Raw genomic sequence first — 15,992 nt, forward strand, 5'->3', positions numbered from 1 at the left:
CACTGATGGGAACACGAAGTTCTACATACTGATCCACAGCTTTGGCGGTGCCACCGGCAACTTCACGATGGACGTTACCTGTATGCCTACGCCTCCGCCCAACGATATGATCGTGAACTCGATCGATGTCGACGAGATAGGGTTCCCCTACACGGACCCTTCGGTTGCGATGCCTGCCGCTACCACTGAGGACGGCAACCCACAGGGCTGCGACCTTACGGGCGCCAACGGCGTTTGGTACAATTTCGTTGCCGGTGGCGACGGGACTGCCAACGCGATGATCGTTACCCCTGGCGGTGCCAGCTCGGTGACCTTCTATACCGCTCCTGACGAGAACGCCACGGAGACCGACCTTGTGCTGGTGCCGCAGAACACCAACCAGTGCGTTCCGGGCACCTCGGCGTCGATCTTTACCCTTGCGGGCCAGGCCTACTATGTTTTCGTTCTGAACACTGGGGCGGTTACCGACATCGTGATAGACGGTACGAACCTTGGGGTCTCGGACAATTCGATAGCCGGGTTCAGCTATTACCCGAACCCGACCACTGGGGTGCTCAACCTTAAGAGCGTGGACAACATCGAGCGCGTGTCACTCTACAACCTTCTTGGCCAGCGCGTGCTGGACAGCAGGGTGGGAGCTGCCGCAACGCAGCTTGACATATCCGGGCTGAGCACGGGCAGTTACCTGATGAAGGTGACGGTGAACGGCCAGACCGGCACGTACAAGGTGCTCAAGGACTAGCCCCGGGCAAGTTACTTGGCCATAACAACAGGACCACCCGCCATTGGCGGGTGGTTTTTTTTTGGGTTATATCCTGTCCTTGGGATGGCAGCGGATGGAAATGTTGATTTTTCAATGAATATGATAATTGTTGGCGGTATTATTAAATTCACAGATGTTTATCTTATTGAAGAGATTATTATATTGTTAAATATATTGCGTTAAAGTTTTGTTGCAATTTTTTTTTTGAATACCTTAGTGCCAAATTAACTTAAAACTTAAATTATTATGAAGAAAATTACTCTTATGATGTTCTTTTTTGTTTGTGCTATTGGGTTTAGCCAAGAACAAATTAAAATGATGGGTACTAATAGTCCTGTTGTTTTTGAACAGCAACGAACTGATGTAAACCCAGTTATTACCATTTCTGAGAATGCAGCTCCATCAATGGACATTTCTGCATTGGGAATGAATAACCCAACTTACTTGGCGGCTTGTACCGAGGAGAACCCTAATGACGGTACCTTTGAGAATGGCTTTAACTGTTCTTCTGCAGCGGCCTTTATGACTGCTAACGATGTTACAGTTGCGGCGGATGAAAATTTCACTCTAATGAATATTACAGCGAGTATTTTCGCCAATGGAGGTATTTCTAACGTTGATGTTAACTATTATGATGACGCAGCGGGTCTTCCTGGATCATTAATTGGTTCTGAGGCCTCTGTTACTATCGACAACCAAGCAGTTATCGGAAGCAACTTTGGTTTTGATGTGAACGAAGTTGAGATGACCGTTGCACCATTTGTTTTTAACGGACAAGCGGGTATGTCGACTAAGTATTGGATCGAACTTTCTGTTACCGATGGCGGTGCAACAGGTAGTGTATTTTGGGTAGTTACTTCTTCTACAGCTGTAGGCGACCCTACTGCACAGTTTGACGGTGCAGCTTGGGGTATCCCGGATCCACTTATGGACGGCGTTTACATTTGGGAAGGTGATTGTGCTCCTATCGGCGGCGGTGGCGGCGCTTGTGATGAGGAGAACCCTAACGACGGTACTTTTGAGAATGGTTTCAACTGTTCTTCTGCTGCGGCCTTTATGACTGCTAACGATGTTACCGTAGCGGCTGACGAGAACTTCACACTGGAGAATATTACAGCTAGTATTTTCGCCAACGGAGGTATTTCTAACGTTGATGTTAACTATTATGATGACGCAGCTGGTCTTCCTGGATCATTAATTGGTTCTGAGGCCTCTGTTACCATCGACAACCAGGCGGTTATCGGCAGCAACTTTGGTTTTGACGTGAACGAGGTTGAGATGAGCGTTACGCCATTTACCTTCAACGGTCAGGCTGGTGTTCCTACCACCTACTGGATTGAGCTTTCTGTTACCGATGGTGGTGCTACCGGAAGTGTTTTCTGGGTAGTTACCTCTTCTACAGCTATAGGCAATCCTACAGCGCAGTTTGACGGTGCGGCCTGGGGCATTCCAGATCCACTAATGGACGGTGTTTACATTTGGAGCGGTACTTGCGATTCGTTGGGCGTTAGCGATAATGCACTGGCAGGATTCTCTTACTATCCAAATCCAGCCACTGAGGTTCTATCTTTGAAATCTGCCAGCAATATAGAATCTGTATCTCTGTTCAACCTATTGGGTCAGCAGGTTATCAGCACTGAGATTGGTGCTACCACATCTGACATCAACCTTTCTGGTCTTACAGCGGGAACTTACATTATGAAAGTGACTGTTGATGGACAAACCGGAACTTACAAAGTGTTGAAGAACTAGATTTTCATAATTGATATGAAAAGCCATCCACGAAAGTGGGTGGCTTTTTTTATTTGATTAACTTTGCCCGATGCAAATAAATTATTCCTTTATAATCCCTGTGTTTAACCGTCCTCAAGAAGTAAAGGAACTTTTGGAGAGTTTTGTGAATTTGGATTTTGGAAATGAATTTGAAATAGTTTTAGTAGAAGATGGATCCACTGAAACTTCAGAAAGTGTAGTAGCGGAATTTTCAAATAAACTTTCTATTTCATACTATTATAAAAATAATTCTGGTCCGGGAGAGTCTCGAAACTATGGAATGAAGCGCGCAAAAGGAAATTATTTTATAATTCTTGATTCTGATTGCCTGTTGCCTCCACATTATTTAACTGTTGTGGATAAATTTCTAAACCAAAATTATTATCATTGTTTTGGTGGTGCAGATGCTGCCCATGAAAGTTTTACACCTTTGCAGAAGGCTATTAACTATGCCATGACTTCTTTTTTTACAACAGGAGGAATAAGAGGTAGTGTGAAAAGCATCAATAGTTTTGAACCCCGAAGTTTTAACATGGGTATTTCAAAAGAAGCTTTTGAGAGAACGGGAGGTTATTCAAAAATTCACCCTGGAGAGGACCCTGATCTTTCACAACGTATATTAAAAGCAGGCTACAATACTACATTTCTTCCCAAGGCATTTGTATATCACAAACGCAGAATTTCTTGGGAAAAATTTTATATACAAGTAAAAAAGTTTGGATTGGTACGTCCTATATTAAATAGTTGGCACCCTTCGGCGGCTAAAATAACATATTGGTTTCCTACTATTTTTGTGATATTCGTATTGCTTACGTTATTGCTCTCAATTATTGTTTCACCCTTGTTTTTAGTTCCTGTCACTTTATATTTAATTCTTCTCCTTGTAGATTCTTCTTTAAGGAATAAAAGTATATATATAGGTATACTTTCAATAAAAGCTGTATTTGTTCAGTTTTTTGGCTATGGAATAGCGTTTGCTATGTCAACCATTTTTATAAATTTTCTAAAGAAAGATCCCCAGAAACAATTTCCCTTTTTATTTTTTAAGTAAATTTATTGATGCCCAATAATAAAAATATGTCGAAAGGATTTTTTAAAAAGCACAAAAATCTTAAAGTAAAGCGTTTTCTTTTCTTTTTATTGGTCGCAGCTATTTTTTGGGTGTTAACCAAGTTTAGTAGGGAATTTACCGCTACTATGGTTGCTAAAATTCAATATGAAAACGTTCCTGAAAATGCTGCATTATCTGAGGGAAATTTAAAGAACATTACTTTTGACCTTACCGCAAATGGTTTTGAAATATTATTTTACAAATTTAAAAAGCCAACTATTGAACTACAAATAAATAAATATTATAATAAGGAAAAAGATCACTTTACTATTACAAAGAGTGAATTAAACCGTATGGTCTCTTCCAACTTCAATAGAAACTTGGCTATAAAAAACCTTTCTGTTGAAGAGCTAAAAGTTTTTTTGGATCCAATTGTTTTGAAAAAAGTTAAGGTAATTCCGAAGCATAGTTTTACCTTCAAAGATGGTTTTAAACCTATTGACAGTATTAATGTATCTCCAGATTCTGTTGTTATATCTGGTCCTTCCGGCAGTCTAAAAAACATAGGCGCAATAGAAACAGAAGTGATTTCAATTGAAAATATTGAAAAAGATATTTCCAAAACTGTAAAAATTATAAACAACAACAATGAGATTGTCTCTATAAAACCCGATAAAATATTGGTGAGCCTAAAAGTAGCCGAATTTTCACAAGGAAAATTTACGCTTCCTATTGAGGTAATTAATTTGCCTCCAGATTTGGATATTAAATTGGTTTCCCCAAATGTTACGGTTTCATACGATGTATCGGTGAATGATTTTTCCGAAATTTCGAAAGATAGCTTTCGGGTAATATGTGATTATTCCAAAAGAAATAAGGAGGAAAATTTTATGCTTCCCATACTGGAAAAAATGCCTCCGAATGTTCGGAATGTGGTTTTTGAGCCAAAAAAGATTGATTTTCTGATCTTTAAATAATTTAGCTTTTGGCTGTTCAAAATAATAAGAAATGAAAATTGTAGGTCTTACAGGTGGAATAGGGAGTGGAAAAACTACAGTAGCAAAAATGTTTTCGAAGCTTGGTGTGCCCGTATATATAGCCGATGTAGAGGCAAAAAAATTGACCAATTCGTCCAAGGTCATTCATCGTAAATTGGTAAAATTACTTGGTGAGGAAGCATATACTGGAGAAGGTCTAAATCGCGCTTTTGTTGCCGAAAAAATCTTTAATGACAAAGGCCTGCTAAAGTCCGTAAATGAAATAATCCATCCCAAGGTTGCGGCACATTTTAAAAAATGGGTTTCAAAACAGCATACTTCATATGTAATAAAAGAAGCTGCTATACTTTTTGAAAATGGTAGTTATAAAGAATGCGATACGGTCATCCTTGTAACTGCTCCAAAACCTATAAGAATAAGGCGTATTTTGGCACGTGATAAAATTTCAAAAGCTGAAATAGAACAGCGAATGGACAATCAATGGAGCGATGAAGATAAAATACAATTAGCTGATATTGTAGTAAATAATATAGACCTTGAGGCCACAAAAAAACGAGTTACAGAAATACATAAAACACTTCTTTTAAAAGCTTCTTAAATCCATTCTCTTCTTTTGTTAACATTTGGTTAAATGGACAAGTCACTAAATGTTAAAATCTTACTTTTGAGGTATGAACAAAAAGCTATTCGTATTGCTTATAGCGCTCATGAGCCTCTCATTGTTGGGAATAGTTTTCGTTCAAGGATATTGGATATCAAATGCTTATAGTACAAAAGCAGAACAGTTTACAATCAACTCAAAGCAAGTGTTGATATCGGTTGCAAAAGAAATCCAACTAAGAGAAAACGAAGCTTACTATCAGGTTTATAGTGCATATGTAGACAGCATTCAAATCCCAGACAATCAAAGTTTTACAGAACTGGCCTATAGAATTCAAAATAAAGCTACAAATGAAACTTATATATATACCGACGGAATTTTAGAACAGGATTATAAACTTTCTTCGGGGCTTTTTGATTCTGATATGGATAGCGTTCAGTTCCGTAAACTTACCAGCAGGAAGACAAAAACTAAAATTTCTGAAGGATTGGATGGAATAACCATGACTGATACACGCGTGGAGTCTTTTTCTAGAATGAAAGATTATGAACGAAAGCAGTTTGAGGACTTTGTTAGCAATGTAACGGCAATGGTGCCAATTTATAAAAGGGTAAATGAAGAAGAGGTAAGGAGCCTTATTGCTAAAGAGCTTAAAGAAAGAGGGTTAAAATCTAAATTTGAATTTGCTATTTACAGCAACAACCTAGAAACTAAAGTACGCTCCAAGGGTTTTAAATTTGACGACGGAAGTACCTATATAGTACCGCTTTTTGTAAATGAAAACAAAAACAATTATGAACTATATGTAAACTTTTCAGAAAAGGAAAAATTAGTTCTAAATAGTATTTTAGGGATGGCCATACTTTCGTTGGTGTTTACGGCAGTGATAATCTTGGCATATTCCAGTGCAATATCACAGATTTACAAACAAAGGCAAATTTCACAAATAAAGAGTGATTTTATAAATAACATGACCCACGAGTTCAAAACTCCCATAGCAACCATTAATCTGGCACTGGATTCACTTAAAAATCCTAAAGTTAAGGATAATAGGGAATTTTTAGATCGTTACTTGGGGATGATAAGGGACGAAAACAGAAGAATGAATGCCCAAGTTGAGAATGTTCTTAGAATCTCTAAACTTGAAAAGAACGAACTAGATCTTCCTAAGGAACGCTTGGATTTAAAGGATATAGTTGAAGAAGCCATTTCTCACGTAAGCCTTATTGTAGAAGATAGGGGAGGATATATAAACACCCATTACGGAGCTTTAAAATCAACTGTCTTGGCCAATGAATCACATTTAAGCAATGTAATAGTAAATATTCTGGACAATGCAATTAAATATTCTGAAGATGAGCCCAAAATTGACATCTATTCAGAAAATGTAAAAAATAGCATCATCCTCAAAATTCGTGATCAAGGCATGGGAATGAGCAAGCCTGTCCAGAAAAAAATATTTGAAAAATTTTACCGAGAACACACAGGTGATATACACAACGTTAAAGGGCACGGTCTTGGACTGGCCTATGTAAAACGCATCTTGGACGATCATGATGCCGAAATTTACGTAGAAAGCGAAAAAGGAAAAGGCAGCACTTTTATTATAAAACTACACTTAATATCTTAAAATTATGGAAACAGAAAACAAAAAAATCCTTCTTGTTGAAGACGATCCCAACTTTGGGACAGTATTGAAAGATTACCTAGCCATGAACGATTATAACGTTACCCACGCTAAAAACGGGATGGAAGGTTTTGAGAAATTTAAAAAAGACGATTTCGATCTTTGCATACTAGATGTAATGATGCCATACAAAGACGGCTTTACACTTGCAAAGGAAATTCGTGAGAAAAACGAAGATGTGCCGATTATATTTCTTACTGCAAAAGCCATGAAAGAGGACGTGCTTAAAGGCTATAAAGTAGGAGCAGATGATTATTTAAATAAGCCCTTTGATAGCGAGGTGCTTTTGATGAAAATCAAAGCAATTATTCAAAGAAAAGCTACTGATTCTATTGCAGACAGTAAGCAATTTGAATTTCAGGTGGGCAATTTCCACTTAAATTCCAAACTGCGTTTCTTGACCTATAACAAAGAAACCCCAATAAAACTTTCCCCAAAGGAAAATGAATTGCTGCGCCTTTTGGCACTTCATAAAAATGATTTGATGCCACGTGAACTGGCATTGACAAAAATTTGGAGAGATGACAATTATTTCACATCACGAAGTATGGACGTTTACATAGCCAAACTTCGGAAATATCTAAGTAAGGATGATGGTGTGGAAATAATCAATATTCATGGTGAAGGGTTCCGTTTGGTGGTGAAGAGTGAAGTGGACAATTAATTGTAAATATTAAGATAAGTGTAAAAAAACGCCTTTATAGGGCGTTTTTTTCTTTTATATAATCTATAATTTCGTTCGGTTGGGTATCATAACCAAACCAGTTGATAGCTTCGTTTTTTTTAAACCATGTATTCTGGCGTTTTGCAAACCTTCGGGTATTTTTTTTAATTTCTGAAATGGCTTCTTCCAAAGAAATTTTACCGTCAAAATATTCAAAAAGCTCTCGATAGCCCACTGTTTGCAGAGCATTTTTGTCTCTAAAAGATAGTAGGGATTTAGCTTCATCTAGTAGTCCGTCTGCCATCATAATATCTACCCTAAGATTTATACGATTGTAAATTAGCTCCCGTTCTGCAGTTAAGCCAATAAAAATAGTATTGAAATCTCTTTTTGAATTTTCCTTTCTAAGAAAAGATGAATACGGCCTGCCGGTAGCTCTATGAATTTCCAAAGCGCGAACCAATCGGTGTGGATTATGAATATCAACCTTTTTATAATATTCGGGATCTATATTTTTTAGTTCCCTTTGAAGTGCTTCAATGCCTTTTTCAGCCAATTCAAAATTTAACCGGTCTCTAATTATCGAAGGCACCTCTGGAAAATTATCCAGACCTTTTATCACGGCATCTACATATAATCCCGAACCTCCAACCATTACAACCACTGTGTTTTTTTTAAAAAGAATTTTTAATAATGCAAGTGAGTCCCTTTCAAAATCGCCAACGGAGTAATCCTCAAAAATACTTTTGTTTTGAATGAAATGATGCGGAACGGCTTCCAGCTCTTCTTTTGAAGGAACTGCAGTGCCTATATTCATTTCTTTAAAAAACTGACGTGAATCTGCCGAAATTATTTCGGTATTAAAAGCTTTTGCAAGTTTTATAGCTAAAGAAGTTTTGCCAATAGCCGTAGCACCCACTACACATATTAGCAATGGTTTTTTTGAAGACATTATGTTTCTATGTGACTTTTAGGGTTTAATTCTTCCCCACATTCATGGCAATATTTTGCATCATCCCGATGTCTTTGCGCCCCACAATTTCTACAGGACTGTGTGTTTACGTGTACATAGTCCTTATCTGTACTCCTTGTGTATTCAGCGCTTACAATTCCTGTGGGAACGGCAATAATTCCATAACCCAAAATCATAATGACCGTTGCCAATAATTGGCCTAAAGGAGTTACGGGGGCTATATCACCAAAGCCCACTGTAGTAAGAGTTACGATACACCAATACACACTTGTGGGAATGCTTTTAAAACCGTTTTCGGGTCCTTCTATGATGTACATCAATGTACCCGCAATTACTGCAATTACAAGCACTGCAAATAGAAAAACCAGAATCTTCGCCCTACTGCTTATTAATGCCCTGCGCAATTTTGTTGCTTCGCCAACGTAGCGGGCTAATTTCAAAATTCTGAAAACTCTTAAAAGCCTCAACGCACGTACGGACAATAAAAAACTGCTGCCCGCAAAAAGAAAGGATATATAAAGAGGAATGGTTGATAAAAAGTCGATAATCCCGTAAAAACTGAAAATGTAAGCTTTCGGTTTTTTTACTGTTATAATGCGTGCAATGTATTCAAAAGTGAAAAATATGGTGATGACCCACTCTCCAATGTAAAGTATCTCGTGATATTTTGCATCAATTCCCTGCACACTTTCCAGCATAACAAGCACAATACTTAGTAAAATAAGAATAAGTAGTATTACATCAAAGAGCTTTCCCATGGGTGTATCGGCCTCATAAATGATTTCGTGAAGTCGGTAACGCCAGGATCTTTTATTGGTTGGTTTCAATATGAAATTTTTGAAGGACTAAAATAAGCAACTTTAGCTTAATTAACTGTATTGGCAGAAAGGTTTACGATTTTAAGTACTTTATTCCTTCGTAAATAATTCTGGATAATGTGTTGCACATCGCGACTGCCCTGCATCGGGTTAATAATAGATTTTAGAATTTCAGGATTGTTAATCTGATAATTCAAGTTATAAAACCCATAACCCTTATAAATTCCATTTTCTATTAAAATAACGGAACGTTCTTCAATTTCCCTTCCGCGATCTATGATTAACATATTTTGGTTATCGTAGCTGCTTTTTTCCAAAAATGCTTTTACACGGTTATTATATTCTTCCACCGACTCCTTACCTACGCACGCCCCATAGCATTCTTTTATAGTAAAATTGAAACATTGTTTTTTGGTATCGTAAAGCCCTGTAAGTTTTTGGCAAAGTTGGTTGTCCTCTGTTATTTTGAAAAGTGTAGATTTTGCCTGTTGATAATTGCTGAAAGTGGTAATGGCTTTTTTTCTGGCATCAGCCTTTTCAATTTTTAGGTTTATATAACCCTTTTCGTCCACAAAAGATGTTAACTGGTGTGTGAAAAGAGTGCGCCGATGTGTTCTATTGAACAAAGGCTTGTTCTGTTTTATTTCTTCAGTTTCTTTTAATAAGGCAACCAGTTCACTGCCTGTTTTTTCAAAAGTAACCGACTTTACTTCTAGTTGTATTTTTTTTGATTTTCGGTTGTCATTAGTAAAATGCTGCAGTAACCTTTTTTTTATGTTTTTGCTTTTACCAATGTAAATTACGTTTCCTGCTTCGTTGTGCATATAATACACGCCTGTTTCGGAGGGAGCATTTTCAATGATATCAAGAAGCTTGGGCTCTAGTTGTCGTTTTGGATCTTTTCGTAAGGTTTCTGTTATTATTTCTTTTGAAGTGTCTTTGGCCAGCAACAACTTGAAAAGTGCTACGGTAGCTTTTGCATCACCTTGCGCACGGTGGCGGTCACTGAGCGGAATTCCCAAAGAGCGCACCAATTTACCCAAACTGTATGAAGGCATATCTGGAATCAATTTTTTTGCAAGTTCAACGGTGCAAAGGGTTTCTTTCTCAAATTGATATCCCAAACGATCAAATTCTGTTGTAAGAATTCTATTGTCGAAAAGCGCATTGTGGGCCACCATAATGCAGCCATCGGTAATTTCAATGATACGTTTGGCCACTTCATAAAATTTTGGCGCGTGCCGAAGCATTTCATTGTTAATTCCCGTAAGGTTTACAACAAAAGGTTGAATGGGTTTTTCTGGATTTACCAAACTTGAAAATTGGTCTACGACTTTGTGACCGTCAAATTTATATATTGCAATCTCGGTGATACCTTCCTCATTATATTTCCCGCCCGTGGTTTCTATGTCTAAAATTGCGTACATCAAATTTTTTATTCACTACCCTAATTAATTATAATTCCGTTCACCAAAAATGGCACTGCCCACGCGCACCATGTTACTGCCGTTTTCAATTGCAACCTTATAATCGCCACTCATTCCCATACTCAAAATTCTTAATTCTGTCCCGAAGTTTCGGGATTGAATTCTGAATTGGTCATATATTTTTTTCAATTTCTGAAATTCTTCCGAAATCTGCTTTTCATCATCGGTAAATGTTGCCATTCCCATCAGGCCAACAATTTTTACGTTTTGAAGTCTTTTAAATTCTTCAGACGAAAAAATTTTTACGGCATCTGCTTCCTCCATCCCAAATTTACTGTCCTCTTCGGCTATTTTTATTTGAAGCAAACAATTAATTGTTCTCTCGTTCTTTTCTGCTTCTTTATTGATTTCTTTTAAAAGCTTCAGGCTATCCACCGCGTGTATCAAACTCACAAACGGTGCCATATATTTCACCTTATTGCGCTGCACGTGGCCAATCATATGCCATTCTATATCCTTTGGCATTTCCTGCCATTTGGCCTCCATTTCCTGTATTTTGTTTTCACCAAAAACGCGCTGCCCGGCATTGTAGGCTTCCATCAAATCACTAGTTGGCTTGGTTTTGGAAACCGCTACCAACGTAACGTTATCGGGCAGTTCTTTATTGAATTTTTTTAAATTCTCTGAAATAGTCATCTTTTTTCTTTTTCTTTCTTCTTTTTTCAGAATTCGTAAATAGTAACGCCGCTTCTAAGCTTTGGTTCAATATAAGTACTTTTTGGAGGCATCTTTAAGCCTTCGTCTGCAATCATTTTTATTTCTTCTGTTGTAACGGGCAACAACCCAAAACCTACGGCGAAGGTTCCCGAATCCACAGCGGTTTTAACATATGCCAAATCCTTTTTTCCGTGGGAATACTCTATGCGTTGATCGTTGCGGAGATCTTCAATACCTAACAGTGGCTTTAAAATTGTTACGTATAGAATGTGTGTGTCTAGAGCATCCAAGGCGTTTTTTATTTCATATTTTGTTTTGCGTAGGTATAATGAATAGAATTCACCATCCAAATACATACTGAAATGATGCAACTTTGAGGGTTTGTAATATTCCATGCCACGGTTTTCTATTCGGAAAAATTCATCCAATTTTATTAGAAACTCTTCTTTTTCCATACCATTAAGGTCTTTTACCAAACGGTTGAATTCGTATATTTTTAAATCGCTTTCAGGAATGAGGTAGCTCATAAAAAAATTATAAGCTTCATCGCCTGTATGGTTTGGGTTTTCTTCCTTTAAATCCTTCGCCAATAAATAAGAAGAAGCAGAGCGGTGATGGCCGTCGGCAATGTATAATGAAGGCATTTCACTATAAATTTCTTGAATTTTTTGCAGGGTTTCTTCATTATCTACGTTCCATACATAATGCGTGTCGCGATAAGTGGTTGTAAACTCATATTCTGGACGGCTCAACATCACAGAGTTTATTATCTCCTCCAATTCAGGATTGTCAGGATAGGTGAGGAGTACAGATTCAGCGTTGAAGCCCACGGTTTTTAAATATTCTTTAAAGATCAATTCCCGAAACTCAAGTGTGTCCTCGTGTTTTTTTATAACATCATCTGCATAATCCTGAACACTTGCGGCGGCAACAATACCGCTAAACTCAAGTCCGTCCCGGTTTACAATTTTATAAATATAGAATGAAGGCTTTTCATCCTGGATAAATATGCCATCCTCCTTAAACTCCTGATAGCGGTTTCTGACCAAGCCATAACGTTCTTCACCTGAAATTTCTTTTTGGTATTTATAGCCCGGATTCACAATGTGCAAAAACGAAAACGGATTGTCCCGCAAGCGCGACTCTACTTGCATTGCCGTATAGCTGTCATAGGAACGTGCTGCAAGAAGACTCACTTTGTCCCGCGTAGGGCGGACGGCTTTAAAGGGGATAATTTTTGCCATTTATTCAGTATTCAGTATTCAGTGGAAGTTGCAATAACAGCCTACAAGTAATTATTTTGAAAACATCTTTGAAATGTCTTCTGCTTTTCGGTTTTGGCTGTAGTCGTAAAAACCTTCACCACTTTTGGCGCCCAGTTTTCCTGCCCTTACCATATTAACCAATAACGGGCAAGGGGCGTATTTAGGGTTTTTGAAGCCTTCGTGCATCACTTTCAAAATTGAAAGGCAAACGTCCAAGCCAATAAAATCTGCTAATGCCAGTGGGCCCATTGGGTGCGCCATTCCGAGCATCATTACGGTATCAATTTCCTTCACGCCAGCCACGCCGTTGTACAGTGTTTCAACAGCTTCGTTTATCATCGGCATCAAAATGCGGTTTGCCACAAAACCTGGGTAATCATTTACCTCTACGGGCACTTTGTTCAGTTTTTTGGAAAGCTCCTCAACAATTTTGAATGTTTCTTCGCTGGTGCTGTAACCTTTAATGATTTCCACCAATTTCATAATCGGCACCGGATTCATAAAGTGCATCCCGATAACCATTCCCGGTCGCGACGTTACCGAAGCAATCTGTGTAATTGAAATAGAGGAAGTATTACTAGCAAGAATGGTATCGTCAGGACAGAATTTATCCAAATCACGGAAAATTTTCAGCTTCAAATCTACATTTTCTGTAGCTGCTTCCACTACAAGACTTGCGTATTCCACACCTTCCTCAAGATTGGTGTAGGTGGTTATGTTTTTGAGGGTTCGTTGCTTATCGGCTTCAGTAATGGTTTCTTTGGCTACCATTCTGTCCAGATTTTTGGTAATGGTGGCAATACCTTTGTCAAGCGATGTTTGTTGAACATCAATCAATTGTACTTTATAATCGAATTGTGCGAAGGTGTGGGCTATACCGTTGCCCATGGTTCCTGCGCCTATTACTGCTACGTTTTTCATTAAAATGAACTTTATGTGATTTATATTTTCTTAAAATTTTCAATTATCAACATTGCAACCCGAAGCGCTTCGGTGCCTTGCATAAGCGATACTTCCGGCGTTCTATCAGCTTTTATGGCTTCGTAAAAACTTTCAAGTTCGTCTAGTATGGCGTTGTTGGCTTCTATTTTTGGGTTTTCGAAATAGATCTGTTTTTTAATACCTTCGGCATTGGTCAAAACCATTGCGAAATCGTCTATTTCCTTTGGAGCGTCCTTCATTTTTACAACTTCGCATTTCTTTTCCAGGAAATCCACTGAAATATAGGCATCTCGCTGAAAGAAACGTGCCTTCCGCATTTTTTTGAGTGAAATGCGGCTTGCGGTAAGATTTGCCACGCAACCGTTTTCAAACTCAATTCGGGCATTTGCTATATCTGGAGTTTCGCTAATTACCGAAACTCCGCTTGCGCTCACAGCTTTTACAGGGCTTTTTACAACGCTTAAAATTGCATCGATGTCGTGTATCATCAAATCCAAAACCACCGAAACATCTGTTCCGCGCGGATTGAATTCCGCCAAACGGTGCGTTTCAATAAACATTGGGTTGTGGATTTTATCCTTAATTGCCTGAAATGCCGGATTAAAGCGTTCCACTTGTCCTACTTGTCCGCGTACCTTCATTTCTTTGGCCAAATCGCGTATCTGTTCAGCTTGCGCAACAGTTTGTGTGATTGGTTTTTCAATAAAAAGATGTTTTCCAGCTTTTATTACTTTTTCAGCACATTCAAAATGAGCGCTGGTGGGTGTTACTACAACCACCATGTCGCTAGCATTTATAAGGCTTTCCATGGAAGGAAAGCTTTTGTAGCCGAATTCAGTTTCTATTTGTTCCGAAGCTTTTTTGCTGGCATCGAAGAAACCCACAAGATCATACTTTGTGGATTGTTGCAGCAATTTCAAATGTATTTTTCCCAAGTGACCGGCACCCAGAACTCCCGCTTTTAGCATTGGCGTGTGTTTTTCACAAATGTACGTGTTTCGGGGGAAAGTTGAAAAGGTTATGGGATTAGAGTTTACAAGTTATTGATACATATTTATGCAAATGTAAATTGTGCTTTGATAACAAATTTGGTTACTTTGTGGTTTAAAATAAACAAGCCGTGAAAGATACATTTACACACCAAGGAATGCGTAAAAAATTGGTCGAAACCCTTAAGGAGAAAGGGATTGTTGATAAAAATGTTCTGCAGGCCATTGGCAAGATCCCACGGCATCTTTTTATGGACTCTGGGTTTGTGGACCATGCCTATGTTGATAAAGCTTTCCCAATTGCTGCAGACCAGACCATTTCGCAACCCTATACCGTTGCCCGCCAAACGGAACTTCTAGAGGTTAAAAAAGGCGATAAAATACTTGAAATAGGAACGGGGAGTGGCTACCAAGCGGCAGTGCTTTTGGAAATTGGTGCAACACTTTATACAATTGAAAGGCAAAACGAACTTTTCAAAAAGACAAAACTTTTTTTACCAAAACTTGGTTACAAACCCAAACGCCTGATATTTGGAGATGGCTATATTGGGCTGGAGGAGGAAGCTCCATTTGACGGAATTATCGTAACGGCCGGAGCACCTTTTGTTCCAAACCCGTTGTTGGCGCAATTGAAAATTGGTGGAAGATTGGTCATTCCCGTAGGTGAAAATACGCAAATTATGACCGTGTTTTTACGTAAATCTGAGACCGAATTTGAAAAAGAAGAGTATGGGGAATTCCGATTTGTACCACTTTTGGAAGACAAAAACTAACGGTTTATATAATACACTTCATTGTTTTGGTTATCAGCATCTTGTTTGTTCCTACTTGGAATAAATCCATGTCGTTTTAAGAGCTTTTTTGAAGGAATATTCCTAAAATCTGTATAAGCTTCGATGGTTTCAAAACCTCTTTGGTTAAAGCCAAAATCCAAAACCGCTTTTAGTGCTTCGCTCATAATTCCCTTGCCTTGAAATTTTGGGTCGAGGTCGTAACCCACTTCGGCATTTTTTTTATCTTCAGAGAAATTCCAAAGACAAATTGAGCCAATCAATACATTTGATTCTTTGGTTGTAATTCCCCAAGCGATGGCTATATCCCTTTTTAGATTTGAATCCAATCTTTCAATATGTGCTTTGGCGGTTTCCAAAGTTTGTGGTTCCCGTTTTATGTATTTATTGATTGCTTTGTCGGAACGTAAAAAGTGAACCCTATCCAAATCACTTGGAATTATTTTCCGCAGATTTAACCGCTCGGTAATTATAATAGGAAAGGGTATTGCCATAATTTCTCTTTGTGAACTTTGTGATTTTGCGGAAAAAAA

16 protein-coding genes are annotated in these 15,992 nt (G+C 38.3%); 8 read left to right on the forward strand and 8 right to left on the reverse strand.

Annotated features, from left to right (window positions below; genetic code table 11):
• The 7 genes from AC58DT_RS03040 to AC58DT_RS03070 all read left to right on the forward strand — a co-directional run.
• On the forward strand, window positions 1-742 hold a 742-nt coding region (locus tag AC58DT_RS03040), incomplete at its 5' end, for a T9SS type A sorting domain-containing protein (RefSeq protein WP_497215329.1).
• A 267-nt stretch (window positions 743-1,009) separates the two neighbouring features.
• Window positions 1,010-2,515, forward strand: a complete 1,506-nt coding sequence (locus tag AC58DT_RS03045) for a T9SS type A sorting domain-containing protein (protein WP_497215330.1) — start codon at window positions 1,010-1,012, stop codon at window positions 2,513-2,515.
• Between the two features lie 70 nt (window positions 2,516-2,585).
• Window positions 2,586-3,587, forward strand: coding sequence for a glycosyltransferase family 2 protein (locus tag AC58DT_RS03050; protein ID WP_497215331.1), 1,002 nt, complete (start codon window positions 2,586-2,588; stop codon window positions 3,585-3,587).
• Window positions 3,588-3,613: 26 nt separating this feature from the next.
• On the forward strand, window positions 3,614-4,564 hold the full coding sequence (locus tag AC58DT_RS03055) for a CdaR family protein (protein WP_497215332.1): 951 nt from the start codon (window positions 3,614-3,616) through the stop codon (window positions 4,562-4,564).
• A gap of 31 nt (window positions 4,565-4,595) precedes the next feature.
• Window positions 4,596-5,183, forward strand: coding sequence for a dephospho-CoA kinase (gene coaE / locus AC58DT_RS03060; RefSeq protein ID WP_497215334.1), 588 nt, complete (start codon window positions 4,596-4,598; stop codon window positions 5,181-5,183).
• A 73-nt stretch (window positions 5,184-5,256) separates the two neighbouring features.
• A complete protein-coding gene (locus AC58DT_RS03065; RefSeq protein WP_497215336.1) occupies window positions 5,257-6,816 on the forward strand; it encodes a sensor histidine kinase in 1,560 nt (519 codons plus the stop codon).
• Window positions 6,817-6,820: 4 nt separating this feature from the next.
• The gene (locus tag AC58DT_RS03070) at window positions 6,821-7,537 is read left to right on the forward strand and encodes a response regulator transcription factor (RefSeq protein ID WP_062620724.1); all 717 of its coding nucleotides are present in this window, start codon (window positions 6,821-6,823) and stop codon (window positions 7,535-7,537) included.
• A 34-nt stretch (window positions 7,538-7,571) separates the two neighbouring features.
• On the opposite strand, the gene miaA is transcribed toward AC58DT_RS03070, so the two are convergent.
• From miaA to AC58DT_RS03105, 7 genes are read right to left on the reverse strand one after another with little or no spacing between them, the layout of a single operon-like run.
• Complete coding sequence (gene miaA / locus AC58DT_RS03075; protein WP_497215338.1) at window positions 7,572-8,489, reverse strand: tRNA (adenosine(37)-N6)-dimethylallyltransferase MiaA; 918 nt, start codon at window positions 8,487-8,489, stop codon at window positions 7,572-7,574.
• Window positions 8,489-9,337, reverse strand: coding sequence for an ion transporter (locus AC58DT_RS03080; RefSeq protein ID WP_497215340.1), 849 nt, complete (start codon window positions 9,335-9,337; stop codon window positions 8,489-8,491). Before AC58DT_RS03080 ends, miaA begins: the two co-directional genes overlap by 1 nt.
• Before the next feature lie 38 nt (window positions 9,338-9,375).
• Window positions 9,376-10,755, reverse strand: coding sequence for an exonuclease domain-containing protein (locus AC58DT_RS03085; protein WP_497215341.1), 1,380 nt, complete (start codon window positions 10,753-10,755; stop codon window positions 9,376-9,378).
• A 24-nt stretch (window positions 10,756-10,779) separates the two neighbouring features.
• A complete protein-coding gene (locus AC58DT_RS03090) occupies window positions 10,780-11,451 on the reverse strand; it encodes a YggS family pyridoxal phosphate-dependent enzyme (protein WP_497215343.1) in 672 nt (223 codons plus the stop codon).
• Between the two features lie 26 nt (window positions 11,452-11,477).
• Window positions 11,478-12,716 carry a DUF1015 domain-containing protein gene (locus AC58DT_RS03095; RefSeq protein ID WP_497215344.1) on the reverse strand — a complete coding sequence of 413 codons (1,239 nt, stop codon included), beginning with the start codon at window positions 12,714-12,716 and terminating at the stop codon, window positions 11,478-11,480.
• A 51-nt stretch (window positions 12,717-12,767) separates the two neighbouring features.
• Window positions 12,768-13,658, reverse strand: a complete 891-nt coding sequence (locus tag AC58DT_RS03100) for a 3-hydroxybutyryl-CoA dehydrogenase (protein ID WP_497215346.1) — start codon at window positions 13,656-13,658, stop codon at window positions 12,768-12,770.
• A 20-nt stretch (window positions 13,659-13,678) separates the two neighbouring features.
• The gene (locus AC58DT_RS03105; RefSeq protein ID WP_497215347.1) at window positions 13,679-14,647 is read right to left on the reverse strand and encodes a Gfo/Idh/MocA family protein; all 969 of its coding nucleotides are present in this window, start codon (window positions 14,645-14,647) and stop codon (window positions 13,679-13,681) included.
• A gap of 152 nt (window positions 14,648-14,799) precedes the next feature.
• Between AC58DT_RS03105 and AC58DT_RS03110 the strand changes: the two genes are divergently transcribed.
• Complete coding sequence (locus tag AC58DT_RS03110; protein ID WP_497215348.1) at window positions 14,800-15,441, forward strand: protein-L-isoaspartate(D-aspartate) O-methyltransferase; 642 nt, start codon at window positions 14,800-14,802, stop codon at window positions 15,439-15,441.
• Here AC58DT_RS03110 and AC58DT_RS03115 read toward each other — a convergent pair.
• A complete protein-coding gene (locus AC58DT_RS03115; RefSeq protein WP_497215349.1) occupies window positions 15,438-15,953 on the reverse strand; it encodes a GNAT family N-acetyltransferase in 516 nt (171 codons plus the stop codon). The two genes, AC58DT_RS03110 and AC58DT_RS03115, sit on opposite strands and share 4 nt — an antisense overlap.
• Window positions 15,954-15,992 lie beyond the last annotated feature (39 nt).

Source organism: Aequorivita sp. CRS11, assembly GCF_059693805.1.